Annotated in this window: 12 protein-coding genes and 1 pseudogene; 8 read left to right on the top strand and 5 right to left on the bottom strand. The window is 53.2% G+C overall.

Annotated features, from left to right (window positions below):
* Positions 1–80: 80 nt before the first annotated feature.
* The 3 genes from NYE33_RS31530 to NYE33_RS31520 form a co-directional block, all read right to left on the bottom strand.
* The gene (locus tag NYE33_RS31530; protein WP_341069262.1) at positions 81–446 is read right to left on the bottom strand and encodes a hypothetical protein; all 366 of its coding nucleotides are present in this window, start codon (positions 444–446) and stop codon (positions 81–83) included.
* A 368-nt stretch (positions 447–814) separates the two neighbouring features.
* Positions 815–3,418 carry a beta-L-arabinofuranosidase domain-containing protein gene (locus tag NYE33_RS31525; RefSeq protein ID WP_341069259.1) on the bottom strand — a complete coding sequence of 868 codons (2,604 nt, stop codon included), beginning with the start codon at positions 3,416–3,418 and terminating at the stop codon, positions 815–817.
* A 630-nt stretch (positions 3,419–4,048) separates the two neighbouring features.
* The gene (locus NYE33_RS31520) at positions 4,049–4,576 is read right to left on the bottom strand and encodes a hypothetical protein (protein ID WP_336103669.1); all 528 of its coding nucleotides are present in this window, start codon (positions 4,574–4,576) and stop codon (positions 4,049–4,051) included.
* A gap of 266 nt (positions 4,577–4,842) precedes the next feature.
* On the opposite strand from NYE33_RS31520, the gene NYE33_RS31515 reads away from it, so the two are divergent.
* Entirely contained in the window at positions 4,843–7,596 is a 2,754-nt protein-coding gene (locus tag NYE33_RS31515) for a YhgE/Pip domain-containing protein (protein WP_341069257.1), read from the top strand.
* Positions 7,597–7,746: 150 nt separating this feature from the next.
* The gene (locus tag NYE33_RS31510) at positions 7,747–9,141 is read left to right on the top strand and encodes a helix-turn-helix domain-containing protein (protein ID WP_179093412.1); all 1,395 of its coding nucleotides are present in this window, start codon (positions 7,747–7,749) and stop codon (positions 9,139–9,141) included.
* A gap of 136 nt (positions 9,142–9,277) precedes the next feature.
* Here NYE33_RS31510 and NYE33_RS31505 read toward each other — a convergent pair.
* A pseudogene (locus NYE33_RS31505) lies at positions 9,278–9,599 on the bottom strand (aldo/keto reductase); the annotation flags it as partial.
* A 298-nt stretch (positions 9,600–9,897) separates the two neighbouring features.
* Between NYE33_RS31505 and NYE33_RS31500 the strand changes: the two are divergent.
* The 6 genes from NYE33_RS31500 to NYE33_RS31475 all read left to right on the top strand — a co-directional run bounded on the left by NYE33_RS31500 (position 9,898) and on the right by NYE33_RS31475 (position 18,167).
* Positions 9,898–11,508 (top strand): GAF domain-containing hybrid sensor histidine kinase/response regulator, encoded by a 1,611-nt coding sequence (locus NYE33_RS31500; protein WP_042134855.1) that lies wholly within the window; start codon positions 9,898–9,900, stop codon positions 11,506–11,508.
* A 55-nt stretch (positions 11,509–11,563) separates the two neighbouring features.
* Entirely contained in the window at positions 11,564–12,232 is a 669-nt protein-coding gene (locus NYE33_RS31495; protein ID WP_336103671.1) for an SGNH/GDSL hydrolase family protein, read from the top strand.
* A 362-nt stretch (positions 12,233–12,594) separates the two neighbouring features.
* Positions 12,595–13,092, top strand: a complete 498-nt coding sequence (locus tag NYE33_RS31490; protein ID WP_341069254.1) for a hypothetical protein — start codon at positions 12,595–12,597, stop codon at positions 13,090–13,092.
* Between the two features lie 845 nt (positions 13,093–13,937).
* Complete coding sequence (locus NYE33_RS31485) at positions 13,938–15,701, top strand: cache domain-containing sensor histidine kinase (protein ID WP_341069251.1); 1,764 nt, start codon at positions 13,938–13,940, stop codon at positions 15,699–15,701.
* Positions 15,691–17,328, top strand: a complete 1,638-nt coding sequence (locus tag NYE33_RS31480; protein ID WP_341069249.1) for a response regulator — start codon at positions 15,691–15,693, stop codon at positions 17,326–17,328. Before NYE33_RS31485 ends, NYE33_RS31480 begins: the two co-directional genes overlap by 11 nt.
* Positions 17,325–18,167 (top strand): AraC family transcriptional regulator, encoded by an 843-nt coding sequence (locus NYE33_RS31475; protein ID WP_341069245.1) that lies wholly within the window; start codon positions 17,325–17,327, stop codon positions 18,165–18,167. The genes NYE33_RS31480 and NYE33_RS31475 overlap by 4 nt, the downstream gene beginning before the upstream one ends.
* Here NYE33_RS31475 and NYE33_RS31470 read toward each other — a convergent pair.
* Positions 18,164–19,669 carry an FAD-dependent oxidoreductase gene (locus tag NYE33_RS31470; RefSeq protein WP_341069242.1) on the bottom strand — a complete coding sequence of 502 codons (1,506 nt, stop codon included), beginning with the start codon at positions 19,667–19,669 and terminating at the stop codon, positions 18,164–18,166. The genes NYE33_RS31475 and NYE33_RS31470 overlap by 4 nt on opposite strands.
* Between the last annotated feature and the right edge of the window lie 84 nt (positions 19,670–19,753).

Genomic DNA, 19,753 nt, shown 5'->3' with positions numbered 1-19,753 from the left:
TAAAACTTTAACATGAAACCTGAAAAAACTTTAACATAAAACTTTAACATAAAACTTGAACATGAAATTTTAACATAAAACTAACCTTCACCTTGTGAATATTTGAACCTCCGGCGTAGCGTCAAGAAGTTTGTGTGAAAGAGTAGAAGTACCTCCCTGGGTATGGGTACGAGTATGGGTACGAGTATGGGTAGGAGTATGGGGATGGGTAGGGGTATGAGTACGAGTATGGGGATGGGTAGGGGTATGAGTATGAGTATGAGTATGAGTATGAGTATGAGTATGAGTATGAGTATGAGTATGAGTATGAGTATGAGTATGGGTATGAGTATGAGTATGGGTATGTGTATGGGTATGGGTATGAGTATGAGTATGAGTATGAGTATGAGTATGGGTATGTGTGAGGGTACGGGTTCGCCTGTTGTTGCAGGAAGCCCTTGATTCATCCGCTTTCTGTGGCAGAGATCAGCTGACTTGCACCGACTTTTATAAAATCCTGCACATAATACAACATTTCCCTCGTCTTATCGGCCGAAATCAAAAATTGTTGTATCAAATGCAGGATTTCAGCTTTTCCCGGTGGTTTAGGAGGATTATTGTTGTATTTCCTACAACAATCCTCCCGGATACCCGGCTATCCATCAATCCAAGTTGCACAACGTACAACATTTATGTCTACAGTCCCTCCGAAGAGGTCTCTATTCTTCTGCAGGTCACGAATTAAGTACAGGGCATTGACGTATTCCGCCAGCCTCGCTGTGACTGACCGGTAACCTGCAGGTGTGTTGTCTAAAGTGCAGCTTATATAGCGTACTTATTCTTTCACGATTGTAATCACATATTCCTGCTCCGTCGTATGATCCTCTGCCTTAACCGTGAGGTTCAGCGTCGTGCGTTCCTCAGTCAGCTTAACCTGGCGCGGGAGCGAGTCCTCGATCAGGATTCCGCCCGCATAGACCAGGGCATTCTTATGCTCTGGTGTGACATTCAGCTGTACACTGCCGGCCGCTTGCGGAACGGTTAGGGTATAAGCGGTTACGCCGCTGCTGAAGGGAGCCGAGAGCGTGCCTTCGCTAAAAGCAAGCTGGCGCAGCCCTGCGCTACGGCTGTAGCCGGTCATCATGCGCAGCAGATCGAATATACCATTTTCCTGCCCCGGAATGACGAATTTGACCTCCACTTCGGTCTTGCCGCTGATGACTTCAGCCGGGATAAGATAACTCCGGTTGTAGAAGCTGCGCGCCTGATCGGTGTGCAGAATTTCGCGGCTGATCAGTTCACCGTCCGCATAAATAGCGAGCTCCTTGCCGTTGCTGCCGGAGAAATAGGTAACCGAGAGGTAGTTGTCACTCTGTGGTGCCACCTTCAGCCTGTAGCTGAACCAGCCGGCATTCTCCGCCTTGCGGATATTGTATCCGTCCCATGTAGCCACAGAGGTATTCTCCCCTTGAATTCCGTGCTCCAGCTCGTATTGGTCATTGCCGACAGGCAGACTGTCAAGGGTGGCATCCTGCACACGCTGCAGGATTTTGCCCTGCAGAATATGCTGCTGCAGCTCCGCCGAATCGGCTTCCACCAGCCGCCAATAGATGCCGTAACGCTCATTATGCTGCTTATAATGGGGCGTAAATACCAGCCGGTTGTCTTCATCCGTTCCCTGAAGCGCAAACGCCAGTTCATTCTGCTCCAGGCGGACACAGCGGTCTGCCAACTTCTCCAGCCACATCTCCGGACTCTCGTTCACCGTGGTGATGAAATCCTTCACCAGCATATTGCGGGTCGGCACACTGACATCCACACCTGTGGCAGACACAGCCAGATCACTCCGGCCCAGTGCGGCGCTGAGCACTGCCGGCCCGTATTTGAAGGCTGCAACATGCCGGGCATCCGGGAGATTGAAGTAAGCAAGCTTCATCGGCAGCCGGAGCTGCAGAGTATCGCCGTCTTCCCATACTCTGCCCACTACAGCATATGTTCCGCTCTCATTGAATACAACATTGACCGGTTCCCCGTTCAATAGGAGCTCCGCTTCCCCGGCCAGCCAGTACGGCAGGCGCAGCTTGAGCGCAAGGGGGCTGGCCTGAGGCTGCAGGGTATTTATTGTGAATTGTACAGCATCGCTATAAGGCAAATTGGCCGATTGTGTCAGCTTCAGCCCGTGTTCACTGGAGTGGAGGGTGGAGCTTAGGTACTGATTGACCACAATGCTTGCGGCATCATAGAAATACAGGCTGTCATTCAGCTTGGTGAAGCTCTCCATGCCGGTTCCGGTGCAGCACCAGAAATGCTCAAACGGTGAGCAGTATACTTTGAAGTAACCCGTTGCCATAGGCTGAAAATACATCGTCATCCCGGTATGCGGATGCTGTGAGGACACGATCGCATTCAGGTAGGTATTCTCGTAAAACTCAGCGTATTTGGAGTCTCCGGTGATTTTGAACAGCTCTCGTGTCAGCTTCAGCATATTATAGGTGTTGCAGGTCTCCGCTGTGAAATTGGAGCGTTCCCGGTCCAGCATATCCGGATCGCCGAAATGCTCCCACTCGCTGTTGCCGCCGGTAATGTAGCTGTGATGATGCACAACCATATCCCAGAACTGCCCGGTGGCCTCCAGATAAAAGACCTCACTCTCCCCAAGGGTCCGGTAACGGTTCAGCGCCCCGAGGAACTTCGGAATGGTTGTATTGGCATGTTTGCCTTTGAGGATATCTTTGCCTTCATGGACCGGAGTGAACAAAGTCAGCTCATCAAAGCTATGAGCGGCGCTTAAGTGGTTAAAGTTGCCGCTGACTTTGTACAGCTCATAAAGGCAGTCGTTCATCCCGCCATATTCGACGGATAATACGCGCTGCTGTATTTCGTCAGACCAGGAAGCCGTACGGTTGTACACCCAATCCCCCAGCTTGTTCACTACGCTATACGCTGTTGCGCTGCCGGTGGCAGAGTAGGCGGCGGTGAGTCCGGCGATAATCTTGTGCATTGTGTACCAAGGCACCCAGGCAGGCTGTTTATTCTCGATATTATCGAACAACTGCTCATCGAACGCTGACAGGTAACCGCTCTCATGCTGGCACAACGCAAGCTCACTGAGCAAGTATTCCAGTCTGAGCGCAAGCGCATCATCCTGGGAGGTGGCATAAGCCTGGGACAAGGCAGAGAGATAATGGCCCAGCGTATGCCCGCGGATTTCGGTATTCTCCCAGCCCGGATACTTCTCGCTCTTCTTCGGGAGTCCCCGGTTCTCACGGAAGCCGGCCAGCAGACGGTCAGGTTCCAAGCTGGTGAGGTACGCTACTTCTTTGGCAAAGGCGTTGACGATATACGGATCGGCGATGGAAACCTGATGCATGCGGTACTCCTGATACATGGGTTTGCCCTGAGTCTGGGCCGCAGACTGCGTTTGGGGTGTAATTGTCACTTTTTATCACCATTCCTATGGATTCTATAATGTTAAAGCAAGGCTGGTATCCTATGAATAAGCTTATATTTAAAGGACTTGTCGGTAAATAGTGATAGGTTCGAATATGTGTGAAAAGGTTAGATTTTCAAGGGGGAGTGGGACAAGAGAAAAGTACCCCCGAATCCCCAACCCCTGATGTTTGCTACTGCGTTGTCATCAATCATTGGAATATGGGCATCCAAAACCCTATGCGGACTCCAGAGCCGTTATTTTCTTGAAACTAGCTATTTTCAGCCTGAAGCGGACTCCAGTTCCGTTATGCTCTAAATCATCGTCCAAATCTCTGTTTCCAGAGAAAATAAGCGATCTCCAGTCCGCGTGGAGGTGAAAACAGCGAAAATCAGCTGAATAAGGGATCTCAGTCCGCTTCCCTGCCGATTCAACTCTTCGGAGCCGATTCGTGAATCCGTGGGGCGGAAGCTTTTTGGAGGTCAGGCTTTCTGTTCAGCCCTTCCGCAGAATCGTTAGGGCCGCTGATTGATCTAGCCGGCTAAAAAGCACACAAAAAAACCGCAGCTGCTGCTTAGGGCAACAGACTGCGGCTTGCGTGTGATAGACAATAAAGCTTATTGAACCCATATGTCTTACTTAAGGTGTGTACTGCTGCACGATGGAGACGATCTGTCCGTTCTGGATGGTGATGTGGTAAGGAGATTGGCTTAGATCGAAAACATCAGTTTTGGCAAATTCCTGAGTGAACTGCTGCAGGCTGAGCGCCTCGTTCCAGTTAATGTCCAGTTCCTCAATATTACCAGTGTGGTCGTAGATCTGCATAGTTACTTTAGCATTAGGGGCTACCGGGTAGGAAGTCAGCGAATCGCTGTCATTCACGATATAGTAACCGTCGGGTACACCGCCGATTTCGGCTGCGGCTTCAGGCTCACGTTCAGCGAAGATAGCATCGGCCGCTGCGCCTTCGTACCATGTGATTTCGTCTCCGGTAAGGGTGGTTTGACCCTTATTGGTGTCGAGTGCGTGTATGTAAACCGTCAAGTGCTGGATATGATTGCTACTCTGGGCTTCTGCGGTCTTCATGGTCGTGCTGGCCGTAGTCACGAGGGAGAGGAACAACAGGACCAATACAGGAAACAGATAGACATTTTTGTTTTTTAACATTGTGGAATTTCCCCCTTGGCATAATATGACACGGTGTAAGTCTATATACCTAATTACCCTTCGGTATAGTTCTCAAACGTGTTCATACCCTAATAACGTTGATTTTCAAAAAATGTTGCAAATATATTTTCAGATCTCCCTGCAGGAGCCGATCCAATTATTGGGTTGCTTACCTCCAGCATCATCGCGTTGCCAGTTATCGTCGTATAAAGCCTTAATCCGGGGCATATTAAGTTATCCAACTATCGGCTGAGAGGTGACTGGGATTGAAGGAGATCTGGCAAATATACAAGAGGGATTGGCTGAGGCTGTTCAGGATACCTGTGGCCATGCTGCTGATTGCAGCGCTTGTTGTGCTGCCCTCAGTCTATGACTGGGTGAATGTGGCGGCCGTATGGGACCCGTACAGCAACACCTCCGGGATCAAAATCGCCGTAGCCAGTCTGGATGAAGGTGCGGCCGTGCAGGGTACAAGCTTCAATATCGGTGCGGAGGTACTGGAAAGCCTGCGGAGCAATAAGTCACTCGGCTGGAGGTTTACAGATGCGGAGGCTGCGGTGGACGGGGTGCGGCGGGGGGATTACTATGCGAGCATTGTGATTCCGGCGGACTTCTCTGAGCGGATGACCGGAATTCTTGAAGGTAAGCTGGAGAAGCCGGAGATTGAATATACCGTTAATGAAAAAATTAATGCGATTGCTCCAAAAATTACAGCCAAGGGTGCTTCCACGATCACCACGCAGATCACCGAGCACTTCACGGAAACGATCAGCAGTACGGTTCTGACCGCCCTGCGCGGGGTAGATGAGGAATTCCAGTCCGAGCTGCCCGCTATCCGCAGAGTGGAGGCCGGGCTGTTCAAGCTGGAGGCGGAGCTGCCGGAGATTGAGCAAGCCGGCAGGCTGGTACTGAAGTTGCAGCAGGATTGGCCGGAGATCTCCTCTTCTGCGGAGCGGATTGCCGGACTGGCCTCCAGGCTCCCCGAGGTAGAGCAAGCGGGAAAAGCCGTGGAGCAGATCGACGAATATTGGCCGGAGATTACGGCTGCCGCAGGACATCTGGAGGAGCTGCAGGAGAAGCTGCCCCGGATTGAGCGTGCTACCCTGCTGGTATCCGAGCTGGATTCGAACTTCAGCAAGGTGGATGGTGTGCTGGACCGGGCAGAGGCCCGGTTGGAAGAGGCCGCAGCCGCAGTGGACACTGCGGCCAAGGTTCTGCCGCAGGCTGACCGGATCAACGCTGCCGGCAGCAGCTTCGGGCTTGCGCTGCAGCAGTTCCTGGCCGGGAACGGCACAGCCTTTGCGGCTGTCCCCGGGGCCCTGCAGCAGAACTTGTATCTGCTGCAGCAGGCCGGGGAAGCGGCCGTGCAGTTGACCGCGCAGCTGCGGCAAGATGCCGCGCAGCCAAATGAAGCGCTGCGGCAAGATGCTGCGCAGCCAAGCGAGGCGCTGCACCAGAGTGCGGTGCAGCAGGAGCCCGCGCAGCGCTCTGCTGCGCGGCAGCTGCAGCTTGCCTCGGCCCGGCTGGCCGCGGCAAGCGAAGGGCTCGCCCACACAGCGCAGCTGCTGGGCGCCCTGAACACACTTGCGCCCGGGACCGCGGGCGCAAGTGATCTCCGCGCCGTCGAAGCGGCGCGGAAGCCCTATGCCGCCGCAGCTGCGCAGGCGGCGGCACTGGCACAGGCTGCGCAGGCAGGCGCGCAGCCCACGGAGGCTGAGCTGGACCAGCTCAGCCTAGCGGCAGGGCAGGCGGGAGCTGCCCTGGAGGGGGTCATCCCGCGGTACAACGCGGGAATTCTGCCCGCAGCGGAGCAGGTGCTGCAGCAGCTGACTGCGGATGCGGGGAATGCTGCGGCAGCGCTGCAGCATATTCCGCAGCGGCTGGCCGCGCTGGACACCATACTGGAGGAGGCGGGGACCGCCATCCAGTATGGACAATCCGGCCTGGCAGCCCTGCGGCAGGATTTGCCGGCCATCCGCGAAGAGGTGCATAACGCAGCGGGGGGCATGACAGAAAAGATGGCGGCATTCAGCAATCTGGTCACTAACGTACTTCCGCGTATTAAGGAAGGACTGCCGGGGGCCGGGGCGCAGATTCACGAAGCGGCCGAATTTGCCAGAACCGGACTGCCTGCGGCGGAGGTGAGGTTCCGCAAGGCAGCGGATTTCATTACTGCCGGATTGCCGCGGGCAGACCAGGGAGTGGAACGTGCGGCGGAGCTGGTGCGCAGCGACTTGCCTGCGCTGATGGCATCGGTCCGCAAAGCGGCAGCAACACTCCGCGATATCAAGGAGGAGGTTGATCTGGAGGAGATTGCCCAGCTGCTGGGCGGCGATATCCAGAGCCAGAGTGATTTCCTGGCGAATCCGGTTGTACTGAAGCAGCAGACGTTATATCCGATTCCCAACTATGGATCGGCGATGACGCCTTTTTATGTCGTGCTGTCCCTATGGGTAGGCGGTACCCTGCTGATCTCGCTGCTGCGCACGGCAGTGGATACCGGCGGAATCCGCTACCTTGGGTATCAGCTCTATTCCGGACGCCTGCTGACCTTTCTTACAGTCGGTATTCTTCAGGCGCTGGTGGCAGTGCTGGGCAATATCTTCCTGCTAGGCTGTTATGTTGCTGATCCGGTATGGTTTGTCCTGTTTGCCGTACTGATCAGCGTGGTATTCGTGACGATTGTCTTCACGCTGGTCTCGGTGTTCGGCAGTATCGGCAAAGGGATTGCCATCGTATTTATGGTGCTGCAGTTCTCCAGCTCCGGCGGCACCTTTCCTATTAGTACCACCGGACACTTCTTTCAGGTACTGAATCCGTTTATGCCCTTTACCTATGCGATCAGCCTGCTGCGTGAAGCTGTAGGCGGTCTGCTGCCGGAGGTAGCGATCCGTGATGCGCTGCTGCTGGTCTTGTTCGGCGTGCTTGCGCTGCTGCTGGGTCTTACGCTGCAAAAGCCGCTGCAGGGCTTCATCCGCAAAGCGGCCGCGCAGGCAGAAGAGTCGAAGCTGATTTCGTAGATAAAATGGGGATATATAACATTTATTCCGTCTTTGTCAACCTATTTTGAACCGTTCAAACCGGATTGACCTGTATAATTGGGGGACTTATTATATAGGAATATCTGGATTAATATTCGAATATATGGTTTTTTGAGGGGCGGTATTGGTTTGCACCATAAGACTACAATTCAAGCGGAACTGGCCGCTTTCCTAAGAAATGAAGGAATGACGATTAATCAATTCGCAGGGGTATCCGGCGTTAACTCCGGAACACTGAGCAGTATTATTAACGGCAACCGTCCCATTGCCATGCAGCAGCTGGACCGGATTACCTCCGGGATGGGGCTGGCTGAAGGGGCGTTTTACGAACTCTATATAGATGAATGTGTCATTCATTCCACTCCCGACTGGCGGCGTCTGGGCCCATTCCTCCACCGCTGCGCGGAGCTGAACAAACTGGAGTGTATCCGGCAGGTCGTCCTTATTATAATGGACAATATTACATATGCCCCTGTGCTGTTTGATACAGCGGAGCAATTCTACGGGCAAGGCAACTATCAGGCGGCGGCTCTGCTCTATGAGGGCGTTGCCGATAGTGAGAAATACCAGCATTCGGAGCGTCTGGCCTTATGCCAGTACCGGCTGTTCACCATTAGGGTCGGCCAGGACCGGGAGGCGGATTTCCGTGCAGCCACGCGGTTCGAATATTTCGTGGAGCGGCTGGATGAGAGCGATCAATTAGGCGCTTTGCAGCAGCTGGCCGATGTCTATCTGTCATTGCAGTACTGGGATAAGGTATGGCTGCTGGCCGAAGAGCTGTACCGTAAGACAGCGATTCAATATGAGATTAAGCATCACAAAGTCAGAAAGCAGAAAGAGCTGAAGGAACCTCCGAAGCCGTTATGCTTCTATATTTTATACGCCTACTGGTTGCAGTCCGTGGTATGTGACGGGCGGGGCGAATATGAGCGTGCTTTGCATTATGTAACTTTATATTCAGAAATGGACTGGATTGTGGAAGATTCAGAGGAAGTCCGGCAAATTAAAGAGTATTTCAGCAGTCAGGCAATAGTTAATACTTATCTGTTCCGTTTAATGTGCGGAGATTTGGAAGTGCTTCATAACTATGTGGAGTATATCGGCACGGGCGGCACCGGCCTGCTCCCCGGAATGCTGAAGGCCGTTCAGGCAGCCAACCGGTTTCACTGGAATGTGGATGAGCTGATCGGGCGGTTCCTGCCGCAGGTAGAGCAGGAGTGGTCTGCCCCGGGGCATGGCAAGCCGGGAGCGGACCTGCGGGATAAATACGCGGAATTGCTCTATGAACTGGCGGGATATTACCTGCGTGCCGGAGAACAGGAGCAAGGATTCCGCTACTTATTCCTAAGCCTGGAGGCTTCGGCGGAACTGGGCAGCGAGACCTGTGTGATCCGCTGTGTGCGATTGTTTGAGCAATATCGGCCGCAGGCTTCGGCTGCGCAGCAAGAGGATTATAAGCAGCTGATCAATAAAGTACAGACAGCCCATGCCAGCAGACACCTCGCGCCGGCAGGCAAATTGTAAGAGGAATATTATCCGCTATAGGCTTGCTACAGTAAAGCACCGTCCCATTTCCGGACGGTGCTTTTAAGTGCAGGTATTTGGTGCAAATTGAATTGCAGGGCGGGCTATGCCGTATAAGAACACAATATGACATATTCTCCTCCCGCAGGTGCTTATCTTGCAGGTGCGAAATCAGCCACCTGCGGTCATTCACACCATCGCCCATCGGGAAAAACACCTTGGTGCTAAGCACATAATCCGACCGTGTATAGGAGCGCAGGGCGGCGCCGACTGCTTTTTCACCTTCACCGCAGTTATAGGCATTAGCTGTATCAAAGAAATTGATACCGCATTCAAAAGCTTTGGCAACACAGGCATTCTGCCGCCTTCTGTTCCGCCGCCGTGCCATAAGTAAGCCAGCTGCCCAGGCCGATTTCACTGACTTTAAGTCCTGTATTGCCCAGTTTTCTGTATTTCATCTTCTTCCCATTCCTTTCATAGTTTTTTTGTGCACTTTTTTAGGTTGTCTCTGTGTTTTTTCTGTTATGATGAGGACCAGTCCAGTTGATCGTAACATATCCTCTTAATTAAGAGTAAGAACATAGAGAGTTTCCTATCTAACTTATCCCAATGGCTTATAATGCCGGCTCTGACTGGACAATCGGGCAGTGCAAGATGAACGGTGACAAATAGGAATAACGGGCAAAGTTCATACACTGTGGAAATTAAAAATAAGTAAAATAGTAAATATGGATTTTGGAATGGAGTTCTAGAAAGATGATGGAGAAGATGAATACCCGGAGTCCGGTCATTTGCAATTTAGAGGATGCTGCAGACCGGATGATTGAACTGCTAAGCCAGATTTTTACGTCAAATACGATTATGATTACGATTCACGGTTTAGGCTTGGTTCCCCTGCTGCGGACCTTCAACCGGGAAGCGCCTATCATGAAGGAGGAGGACAATTTCGCCCTTCTTGATCCTATTCGCAGTCTGGTTATTCTTAATGACAATAAGCCGACACTGGTCGCTGACACGCATAATCATCCCGGGTCCACTGCCCTTGAATTTATACATGCACGGGGCATACACTCGTTCATTGGCGTTCCTCTGATCACGGAGCAAGGGGAGTCTGTGGGGACGATCTGTCTGATGGACCCTGCAGCCGGCCTGCATACGAAGGAAGACCTGGATATAATAAGCGCCATGGCCTATTTTTTCACCTATATTATGAATTTGGAACGAAAAGTTGAATTCATAGAACGGCAGAGCCAATCCAAGCTGGACCTGTTTGCCATGCTCAGTCATGAAATCCGCACCCCGATGAACGGCATTATCGGCATGACCGATCTGATGATGACGACTGAAATGGACGAGCAGCAGCAGTATTACATGGAGATCATTGAGTCGAGTAATGCCAAGCTGCTGCAATTTTTGAATGATGTTCTGGATTTCAGCAAGATGGAAGCGGGCAAGCTGGTCATTGAAAAGGAACCGTTTGATATTATTACCGCACTGGAGGAGAGCGTCTATTTGTTCTCCACCAAGGCTTTTGAGAAAAATCTGGAAGTCATTCTGAATGTGGATTCGGAAATTCCCCTGTATGTTCTGGGTGATGCCCCCAAGGTACGCCAGATCATCATGAATATAGTAAGCAACGCCCTGAAGTTCACCCACGCCGGGGAAATCCTTATCGAGCTGAAATCGTTGCCTGTCCGCGGTGAAGAAATAGGGATAAGGATTACGGTGCAGGATTCTGGAATAGGTATTGCGGAAGACAAACTGAAGCTGCTGTTCAACAAATATACCCAGGTTCACCAGAGCAGCGAGCTTCATCATTACGGAGGCACCGGACTGGGACTGGCAATCTGCAGACAACTGGTGGAGCTGATGGGGGGAGAGATCTCCGTTGAGAGCCGGGAAGGGGTAGGGACGAAGCTGGAAGTCACTCTGTATCTCGAAAAATATACAAGCCTGCCCTCGATTCCCTTCGAGAAAGATGTGCTTGACGCAATTAAAATCCTGGTTGTTGATGATAATCAGACCAGCCTGCATGTCATCTCTTCGGTACTCGAGGACTGGAGTGTGGCAGTTACCTCCGCCGAGACTGCCAAGCAGGCAATGGACTTTTTGGCAGCTAACAACGATTATGATCTGATCCTTATGGACAAGGATATTGAGGGCACAGAGGCTACAGAGATTGCCAAGCAAATGCGTCAGCTTGCTCCGGACAGGAAGCTGCCCGTAATTCTGCTTGCTCCCCTGGGAACGAATCTGGACGAGGAGACCAAAGCGCAGTTCGCCTCCATCATTATCAAGCCCATCCGCAAGGTGCATTTGCTCAATAACATATTGGCTTTGCTGAAGCACAGTAAGCCGGAATCCTAATTGCGCATTCTCCTGATATAATTGAATCAAATTATAAGGCGAAAGGTGAGTATACATGTCTATATCCATTTCCGGAGCTAACAAGGTATTTCTGTTTCAAGGGGATTCCATTACAGATGGCAACCGTGACCGGGGCAATGATCTTAACCATATCCTCGGGCACGGCTATGCATACATAGTTGGCAGCAAATTAGGCAATGAGCTGGCGGAGCAGCGGCCGGTATTCCATAACCGCGGGGTGAGCGGAGACCGGATCTCCGATCTGTATGCGCGCTGGAATGAGGATGCGATCTATCTGCAGCCGGATGTGCTCAGTATCCTGGTCGGGGTTAATGATATCTGGAGAACGATGATGGGCGACCCGGGCGGCATCACGGACCGCTTCCAACGCGCTTACCGCCATGTACTGGAAGAGACACGCGAAGTGCTGCCGCAGACCCGGCTTGTACTCTGCGAGCCCTTTCTCCTGAAGGTAGGGGCACCGGCAGAGAATTGGCCGGAATGGCTGAAGATCCTGACTCATTATCAGGAGGTTGTCCGCAGCCTTGCGGAGGAGTTCGAGGCTGTGCATGTACCGCTTCAGGACGTTTTTGAGGCGGCCGCAGCAAGAACGGATGCCGTATACTGGGTCTGGGACGGTGTGCATCCAACGGCGGCCGGGCATGATCTGATCGCTGCAGAGTGGCTGAGAATTGTGGGGCAGAGCGGGATTCTGCAAGGGTAAGCCAGCCCGTTCTCAGCTCCTCTTAGATAAATTCGGATTACAGTGACAACAGTGACAACAGAAATAAGAGCAACACCAGTAAAGGCAAGAGTAAGAGTAAAAGTAAAGTAACAGTAAAAGCAAAAGTAAAGTAAAGTAAAAGCAATTGTAGGGTATTTGCAGCAAAGTATACAAATACCGCAGCACTAGAGCCTGTTTGAAGCCGGGATGTTACCGGAATTCAAGCGGGCTTTTTGGTTAGGTTACTGTAGGGAATCATGAGTTTCGCCTGTTGCGGATAAGTTTCATTGGGATGTGGAGCGGATCTGCCAGTCAAAGGGATAAATCCTTCTGAAGCCGCCGAAAGCGGGAGGCAGACAGGAATGAGGGGCATTAGTGCCCCTGAATTCGCCGAAAGCGGGTGGCAGGCGGGAATGAGGGGCAAAAGTGCCCCTGAATCTGCCGAAAGTGGGCAGCAGGCGGGAATGAGGGGCATTAGTGCCCCTGAACCTGCCGAAAGCGGGCGGCAGGCGGGAATGAGGGGCAAAAGTGCCCCTGAATCTGCCGAAAGCTGGAGGCAGACGGAAATGAGGGGCAAAAGTGCCCCTGAATTCGCCGAGAGCGGGCAGCAGGCGGGAATGAGGGGCAAAAGTGGCCCTGTATCCGCCGAAAGCGGGCAGCAGGCGGGAATGAGGGGCAAAAGTGCCCCTGAATCTGCCGAAAGTGGGCAGCAGGAGGAAATGAGGGGCAAAAGTACACTTGATTTCACCGGCGGCTGCCCGGAAGTAGTCTGTCTGGAGTGGAGTGGCGTGGCGTGGGTGGCCTTAATCTACTTAAGCTGCACAGGCTCCATCAACTCCATCAACTCCATAATTTTATAAGCTCCAGCTCAATTTGCCTTGCGGGTGATTTTTTTTTCTTTGCCGGGCAGAAGCTGGCGAAATAAGCTAGTTGCTAGTTACTTGTTACTTGTTACTTGTTACTTGTTACTTGTTACTTGTTACTTGTTACTTGTTGCTTGTTGCTTGTTGCTTGCTGGTTATTGGCTACTGGGTGCTGGCTGTTGCTTGCTGGTTGTTGGCTGTTGGTTGTTGGTTGCTGGAGCAGGTAAGCGTACCGTCAGCAGATGAAGCGGACTGAAAAGACCCTATTTTCCGGAAAACCCCTTTTCTGAGGTTTAAGCGGACTGAGAATCAGCTATTTTGTTCATTTGGGCATGAATTGGGCGGCGGGCCCATTAATGGAATCTGAGTCCGCTTAGCCAGCAAATCTGCCAGATTTGGGCAAATAGCGGATTTTCAGTCCGTTTGATTAGTTGGTTGTCCGGGCAGATGGGCTTTGATAAGCTCCGCCAAGCACTTGCAGAGAACATGCGGAAGTGCTAACATGCAAATCCGCTTCAGCCATAAAACCTCATACATTAGGGTGCCAACTCGACTTTATTTTTCAGAAAGAGGCTGCCTGCCGAAAGGAGAGGGAGAAATCCCTCTGAATCCGGCTGGGACGGGGAACTGGTGGAATGGGCGGGAACAATTCCCTCGAATCGGGTTGGAGCGGAGGAAATCCCCTCGAATCAGATTGGAGCGGGGAAATTGGTTCCCCTCCCCTTGTACATACGGTAAATCCATGCTCCGCATACGGTGATTTCACTGTATCTTAAGCCGCTTATTGCCCGGCCCCGGGTCCGGGTGACATAATCGAAGAGCAGGCATGTACAGAGGAAGGCGTGAAGAACTTGGACTATTTCCGGAAGCAATCGTTCCGCAGTAAATTAAAAACCGCATTCCTGGCTGTGATTCTCCTCTCTGTGCTGATGACCGGTGGACTGTCCTATTCCATCTCGGCGGCGATCCTGGAGAAGAATGCGCTGAAGCTCACCCAGGATACCGTCGTCAAATCGGCACAGATCATCGACGAGAAGCTGAACAAGCTGACACTGATTATGATGACCTTTATGATCAGCCAGCCTTTTCACGATATGATGAGGGATGTCGTCTCCGGGGACACAGGCAGATATTATACCCATCTGAATGATCTTGATAACGTTTTCTCGCAGGCGCGGATTGCCGAGCCGCTGATTCAGTCCATCTATGTGTCCACGCCGATCGGGGAGTTCTACCCGTCGTCGATGAACCGCAACCGGCTGACGGAATTCAAGGATACGTTTCTATATGAGCGCATTGAACAGGAGAAGAAGAACCTGTGGATCGAGGGCCATGAGGATATGCTGTTCTCCGGCAAGGACCGGGTGATCTCACTGATTCTGGAGCCCATATTCGATACTCCGGTCAGCGGTGTCTATATCGTAGTCAATATCCGCGAAGACGGCTTCCGCAAGCTGGTAAGCGGAGGTACCGGGGGCGGGGCGCGCAGCTTCCTGCTGAACGCTTCAGGTGAGCCTGTGTATTCTGTGAAGGACCCGCTGGTCCGGCAGGCGGTGGAGGGCGGTCATCTGACCGGTAGGATCAGCAGCAGCCGGGATCTCAGCAATACGTTTAAGCTAGGCGGTGAATCCTATCTGCTGAACTATGCTCATCTGGGCATCGCAGATTGGACGATGACCACAATCCAGTCCAAAGCCAGCGTGCTGAAGGATATGATCTATGTCAAGTGGATGCTTGTGGTGGTGGCCCTCGCCGCCTTTACAGTCACAATGATGGTATCCGGCGCATTTACCCGTTATCTGCTGAGGCCGCTGCAGGGGCTGATGAAGGTGATGAAAAAGGTGGAAAGCAACGATCTGACCGCCCGGTTCGAGAGCAGCAGCGGGGATGAGCTGGCTCAGGTCGGTATCCGGTTCAACCGGATGCTTGAGCAGATTGTGGTGCTGATCGGTGAAGTCACCGAGGCAGAGACGAATAAACGCTCGGCGGAGATCAAGGCGCTGTCGGCGCAGATGGACCCCCACTTCCTGTACAACACGCTGAATACGATCTACTGGAAGCTGAATCTGAAGCAGGTGGAGCAGTCGCAGCGAATGGTAGTGTCACTGTCCCGGCTGTTTCAGCTGGGGCTGAATAAGGGGCAGGAAATCACCACGCTGTCCAAGGAGCTGGAGCATGTCCGCCAGTATCTGGAGCTGCAGTGCAGCTGCTATGAAGGGTTGTTCCGTTATGAAATCCACGTAGAGGATGAAGCGCTGAATACACTCCCTATTCCGCGCATTCTGCTGCAGCCGCTGGTGGAGAACAGCATCCTGCATGGTTTCTGCGATCTGGAGAGCGGCGGAGTGATTGATATAGAGATATTGGATGAGGGAGAACGCTGGTGCCTTACTGTCCGCGACAATGGAGCAGGCATGGAGGAGGATCAGGTCCGTGCGCTGTTCTGGCGGGAATCGGATAAGGGGTATGCCGTGTCCAATCTGATCCGCAGGCTGCAGCTGTATTACGGGGACGGTGCGGTGTTCCGGGTGGACAGCGGGCCAGGCAGGGGAACGGCGGTCATCATTTCTTTACCCAAGAGAGAGGAGCATCAGGATGGACGATAATGGTGTGATCAGCTTGTGCATTATAGACGATATCAAAAGCGTAGTCGCAGGACTCACCTGCATGAATTGGGCGCAGCAGGGTATCCGGGTGACGGGTACGGCAGCCAACGGGGAGGATGGGCTGGACATGATCTCGGAGCTGCGCCCGGATCTTGTCATTACGGATATACGGATGCCGAGGATGGATGGACTGTCCATGCTGCGGGCCGTGCTGGAACGGCACCGGGACTGTAAGGTGATTCTGATCAGCGGCTATGCCGATTTTGAATATGCGCAGCAGGCTGTCCAGCTTGGTGCTTTTGACTTCGTCGTCAAGCCGTTTACGGAAGAGGATATTATGACGGCGGTGCTGCGGGCGAAGGCGGAGATTATGGAAGAACGGTCGAAGCTGCTTACCCTGCGGGAGATGGAAAAAAGATTGCGGGAGAGTCTGCCGGTGCTGCGGCAGGAATATTTTGCCTTGCTGGTCAGCCACCGTACAGCCTGGGAGCAGGCGGCGGCCCGCTGGGAATTCCTGAATATCGATCTGAACCCGCAGGGGTTTGTGGTAATGCTGCTTGAGATCGATCACTTTCAGGAGCGGGCAGCCGAGCTGTCCATCCGCGAGGTGGAGCTGATCCGCTTCTCGCTGCTCAATATCACGCAGGAGACGATTGCCGAGCATGTGCGGTGCGTGGTCTTCCGCGCCAGACATAACCGCTATCTGGCGGTTATGAATGATTGCAGCGCGGTCAGTGCAGTGGAGATTGCGGAACGCTGCTGCCGGAATATTGAACGCTACACCAAGTTCACCGTATCGGTCGGGGTCGGAGGCAGGGTGGAGGAGACGAGTGAGCTGCCTGATTCCTATCTGCAGGCCAACCGGGCGCTGGCCTATCATCTGTTCACAGAAGGCAATGCAGCCATCCGCTATGACGATATTCTCCCGGCCGGCAGCCAGGAGCCGCTGTCCCTGGAATACAAGGACGAGCTGCTGCTGGCGCTGCGCTCCGGCAATGCCGGCAAGGCAGAGGCTATTCTGGAGGATATCTCGATGGGCCTCCAGAGTCTGGTCTCCCGGCAGAATCCGGATTATCTGCTCAGCTTATACGATGAGCTGGCTGCCTCGGCGATCCGGAGCTTCTATGAGCTGATTCCGTATGCGGATATCCAGCCGCTGATCCAGAGATTCAGGGCTGTTCAGGGAACAGCCGGACTGCCGCTGGCCTCTCTGCAGCGGCAGCTGCTGGAGTTATGCGTGGAAGGGGCCGCACTGGTGCGCAAGAACAGCCTGTCAGAGGGGCAGAAGGTCATCTATGCCTCACTCGATTATATTCAGAGCCATCTCTCTGAGGATATAACGGTAGGGGATTGCGCCGCTCACGTCCATCTCAGCGCGAGCTACTACTCCAGTCTTTTCAAGAAGGTGACCGGTATGACGGTCACCCAGTATGTGACCATGGAGAAGATCCAGAAGGCCAAAGCGCTGCTGGTAGAAGGGATGCCGGTGCAGGAGGTCGCCCTTGCAGCAGGTTACGAGGAGCGGCGGTATTTCAGCGAAATGTTCAAGAAGATCACCGGGCAGACACCTTCGGAATTCAGGGCAGGCTATCATCCTGACCGTCCGGAGGAGAAACCTTACCGATGACGAAGCCAGATCCGCATCGTTCCGGCGTCATTTATGCTAATTATTTCGCACACACGAAGCCCCACTCCGTTAAGTACGAAGAGGGGCTGACCTACTATCTGTTCCGGTTTCAGGCGGAAGGTACCTGCCGGGCGCTGGTGGCGGGCAATTACGAGACCATCATCCCCGGAGACCTGCTCATTTATCCTCCCGGTCAGCCCTACGGACTAAACGTTCAGCCCCGAAACCTAACAGCATCGGGTGAGACTCAGCCTGCTTCGGACTATTTCCTGGCCGGCAAGGGGGAGTGGCTGGACTCGTGGTGGGCTAACACAAGCCTGCCCGTAAAAACGAATATCGGTTTTGACGATACGGTGCTTACGCTATGGAAGCATATCATCAGCGAGAAGAAAAAAATGATGCAAAACCTGGACGAGATCATGGACTATCTTCTGAGAACGTTTTGCCTGACCCTGGAGCATGTGATTGGGGTCAGTCCGCGCACCGAGGGAGCGGATACCGCGTACAAGCTTAAGTTATTCATAGACAACCATGCCCATGAACCGCTTAGCCTGGAGCAGATATCGGCCTCGGCCGGGTTAAGTGTGTCCCGCTGCTCCTATCTGTTCAAGGCTTCTTTTGGCCAATCCATGTTCGCCTACTGTATCAGCGTCAGACTGAAGCTTGCGCAGCAGCAGGTGCTGTACAGTGGTCTGACGCTTGAACAGATTGCCGACAAAACGGGCTTCCAGAGCTATGCCCATTTCTGCCGGATGTTTCGGGGACACTTTGAACATTCTCCGGGAGAATACCGGCGCAGATTCGGATTCCGCTTCCATCCGGAGGGCTGCACAGATTAGACGTCTGTATACAAAACCTGATTTTCTTGAAGCAGAATGGAATGCAGCTTCTCCACCTGAATATTCTGAACAATCCCGTCCGCATCAAGCGCCAGCGCGGCAGCCGCAGCAGCCGATTGCCCCAGGATCATGAAGACCGGCTCCATACGGATCGAGCCGTAGGCTGCATGGGTAGCAGATACACATACCGGTACGATCAGATTGGTGCATTCCGTCCGTTTCGGCACAACCGCCCGGTAGCTGATCGGGTAAGGCGCAGCCAGCCTCACATAGAATCCGCCCTCTGTGCTTACATGACCGTCTTCGTTCACATAGTATTGGGTGTGGTGCGAGTCCATGGCGAAGGAGCCCATTCCGATGGAATCGGGCACCGGGTTGTCCAGTCTGACATCATGCTCAGTAACCACATAATCGCCGATCATTCTGCGGGATTCCCTGATATATAATTGGGGCGTCCAGTGGCCGCTGTCCGTAAATTCATCAAGCGGCAGCCCCCACGGCTTGTAGACCGCCCGGATGTCCTCCGGCACCCGCGGATGATTCTGCAGAGTCCAGACATAACCTTGCTGATAGATGCGGTGGGCCTCCCATATTGCTTCTCTTGCCGGATAATCCGCCTCCGCATAGCAATGGTTCATTCCATTGTAATCCGTTGAAATGCCGCTATTGTTATTGGAGTCCGTCTTCTCTGCAGTAACCCGGTTTAATTTGAAGAAACGGGAGCGCTGTCCCTGCTCAATGGCCCGGAACAGAATTTCATAATCGGCCTCGTTATACCCCTCAGGCTTTCCAATCTCCAGGCGGTTGCCGGGATTGTCCGTCAGGCACATGCGGAAGTTATATGCCTGAAGCTTGTTGTCACCGTCACCGATGCCGCCGCCGCGGGCAGCATTGACACGCGGAAGCAAGCCGCTTGAAGGTACTCCTTTAATGATATAGGGATCAATACCGGCTGGAAGCTCATTCAGCTCGTCGCCGGGCTGAATACCGTTTAGCGTCTCTCCGTAAGCTGAATTCGGCTCCCGGCCGACAGTATAGGATACACCCGATTTGCCCATCAGATCGCCTTCATACGTAGCGTCAATAAACATCCTGCCCCTATAGATGTTCCCCGATTCCATGCGTATAGAAGTGATTGTCGTGCCTTGTCTGGTCACCCCTTCCTGAAGCTCAAGCCTATCACCGCAGACAACTTCGATTTGGTGTTCGGCTACCAGGTCCTGCAATACTTCGAGCGCCACCTTGGGTTCGAACAGCCAGCGTGCCCCGTCCTGATTATATTTCCGGGCTACCCGCCGGTAGAACTCCAGGGACAGGCCGCCGACCGCCTGCTTCATCCCGACATCCGTATCTCCCAGACCTCCGCTGGTAAGGCCCCCGATGCGCTGTCCCTGCTCGATCACCACCACGGTTTTGCCCATTTTTGCGGCTTGGACCGCAGCTGTAATCCCTGCAGCCGTTCCGCCGTAAATGACAATATCATACACCTTTTCCTGGTTCATAGTAAGCCTCCTAATGCCTGATTTCACCTGCAGAAATTATCATAACCGCTGGCCGGCCAGGCGGGAATGATGGATCTTCCTTTT

It is taken from the genome of Paenibacillus sp. FSL R10-2199 (genome assembly GCF_038000235.1).
Classification (GTDB): Bacteria; Bacillota; Bacilli; order Paenibacillales; family Paenibacillaceae; genus Paenibacillus_AQ; species Paenibacillus_AQ phytohabitans.
Note: the sequence above shows the minus strand (reverse complement) of the source record. Positions and strands in the feature narration are given on the sequence as shown.

Coding starts and splice junctions, on each gene's coding strand:
- NYE33_RS31495 (WP_336103671.1), top strand. CDS start 11,564: ATGTCTATATCCATTTCCGGAGCTAACAAGGTATTTCTGTTTCAAGGG.
- NYE33_RS31520 (WP_336103669.1), bottom strand. CDS start 4,576: ATGTTAAAAAACAAAAATGTCTATCTGTTTCCTGTATTGGTCCTGTTG.
- NYE33_RS31475 (WP_341069245.1), top strand. CDS start 17,325: ATGACGAAGCCAGATCCGCATCGTTCCGGCGTCATTTATGCTAATTAT.
- NYE33_RS31480 (WP_341069249.1), top strand. CDS start 15,691: ATGGACGATAATGGTGTGATCAGCTTGTGCATTATAGACGATATCAAA.
- NYE33_RS31470 (WP_341069242.1), bottom strand. CDS start 19,669: ATGAACCAGGAAAAGGTGTATGATATTGTCATTTACGGCGGAACGGCT.
- NYE33_RS31490 (WP_341069254.1), top strand. CDS start 12,595: ATGAGGGGCATTAGTGCCCCTGAATTCGCCGAAAGCGGGTGGCAGGCG.
- NYE33_RS31530 (WP_341069262.1), bottom strand. CDS start 446: ATGAATCAAGGGCTTCCTGCAACAACAGGCGAACCCGTACCCTCACAC.
- NYE33_RS31500 (WP_042134855.1), top strand. CDS start 9,898: ATGATGGAGAAGATGAATACCCGGAGTCCGGTCATTTGCAATTTAGAG.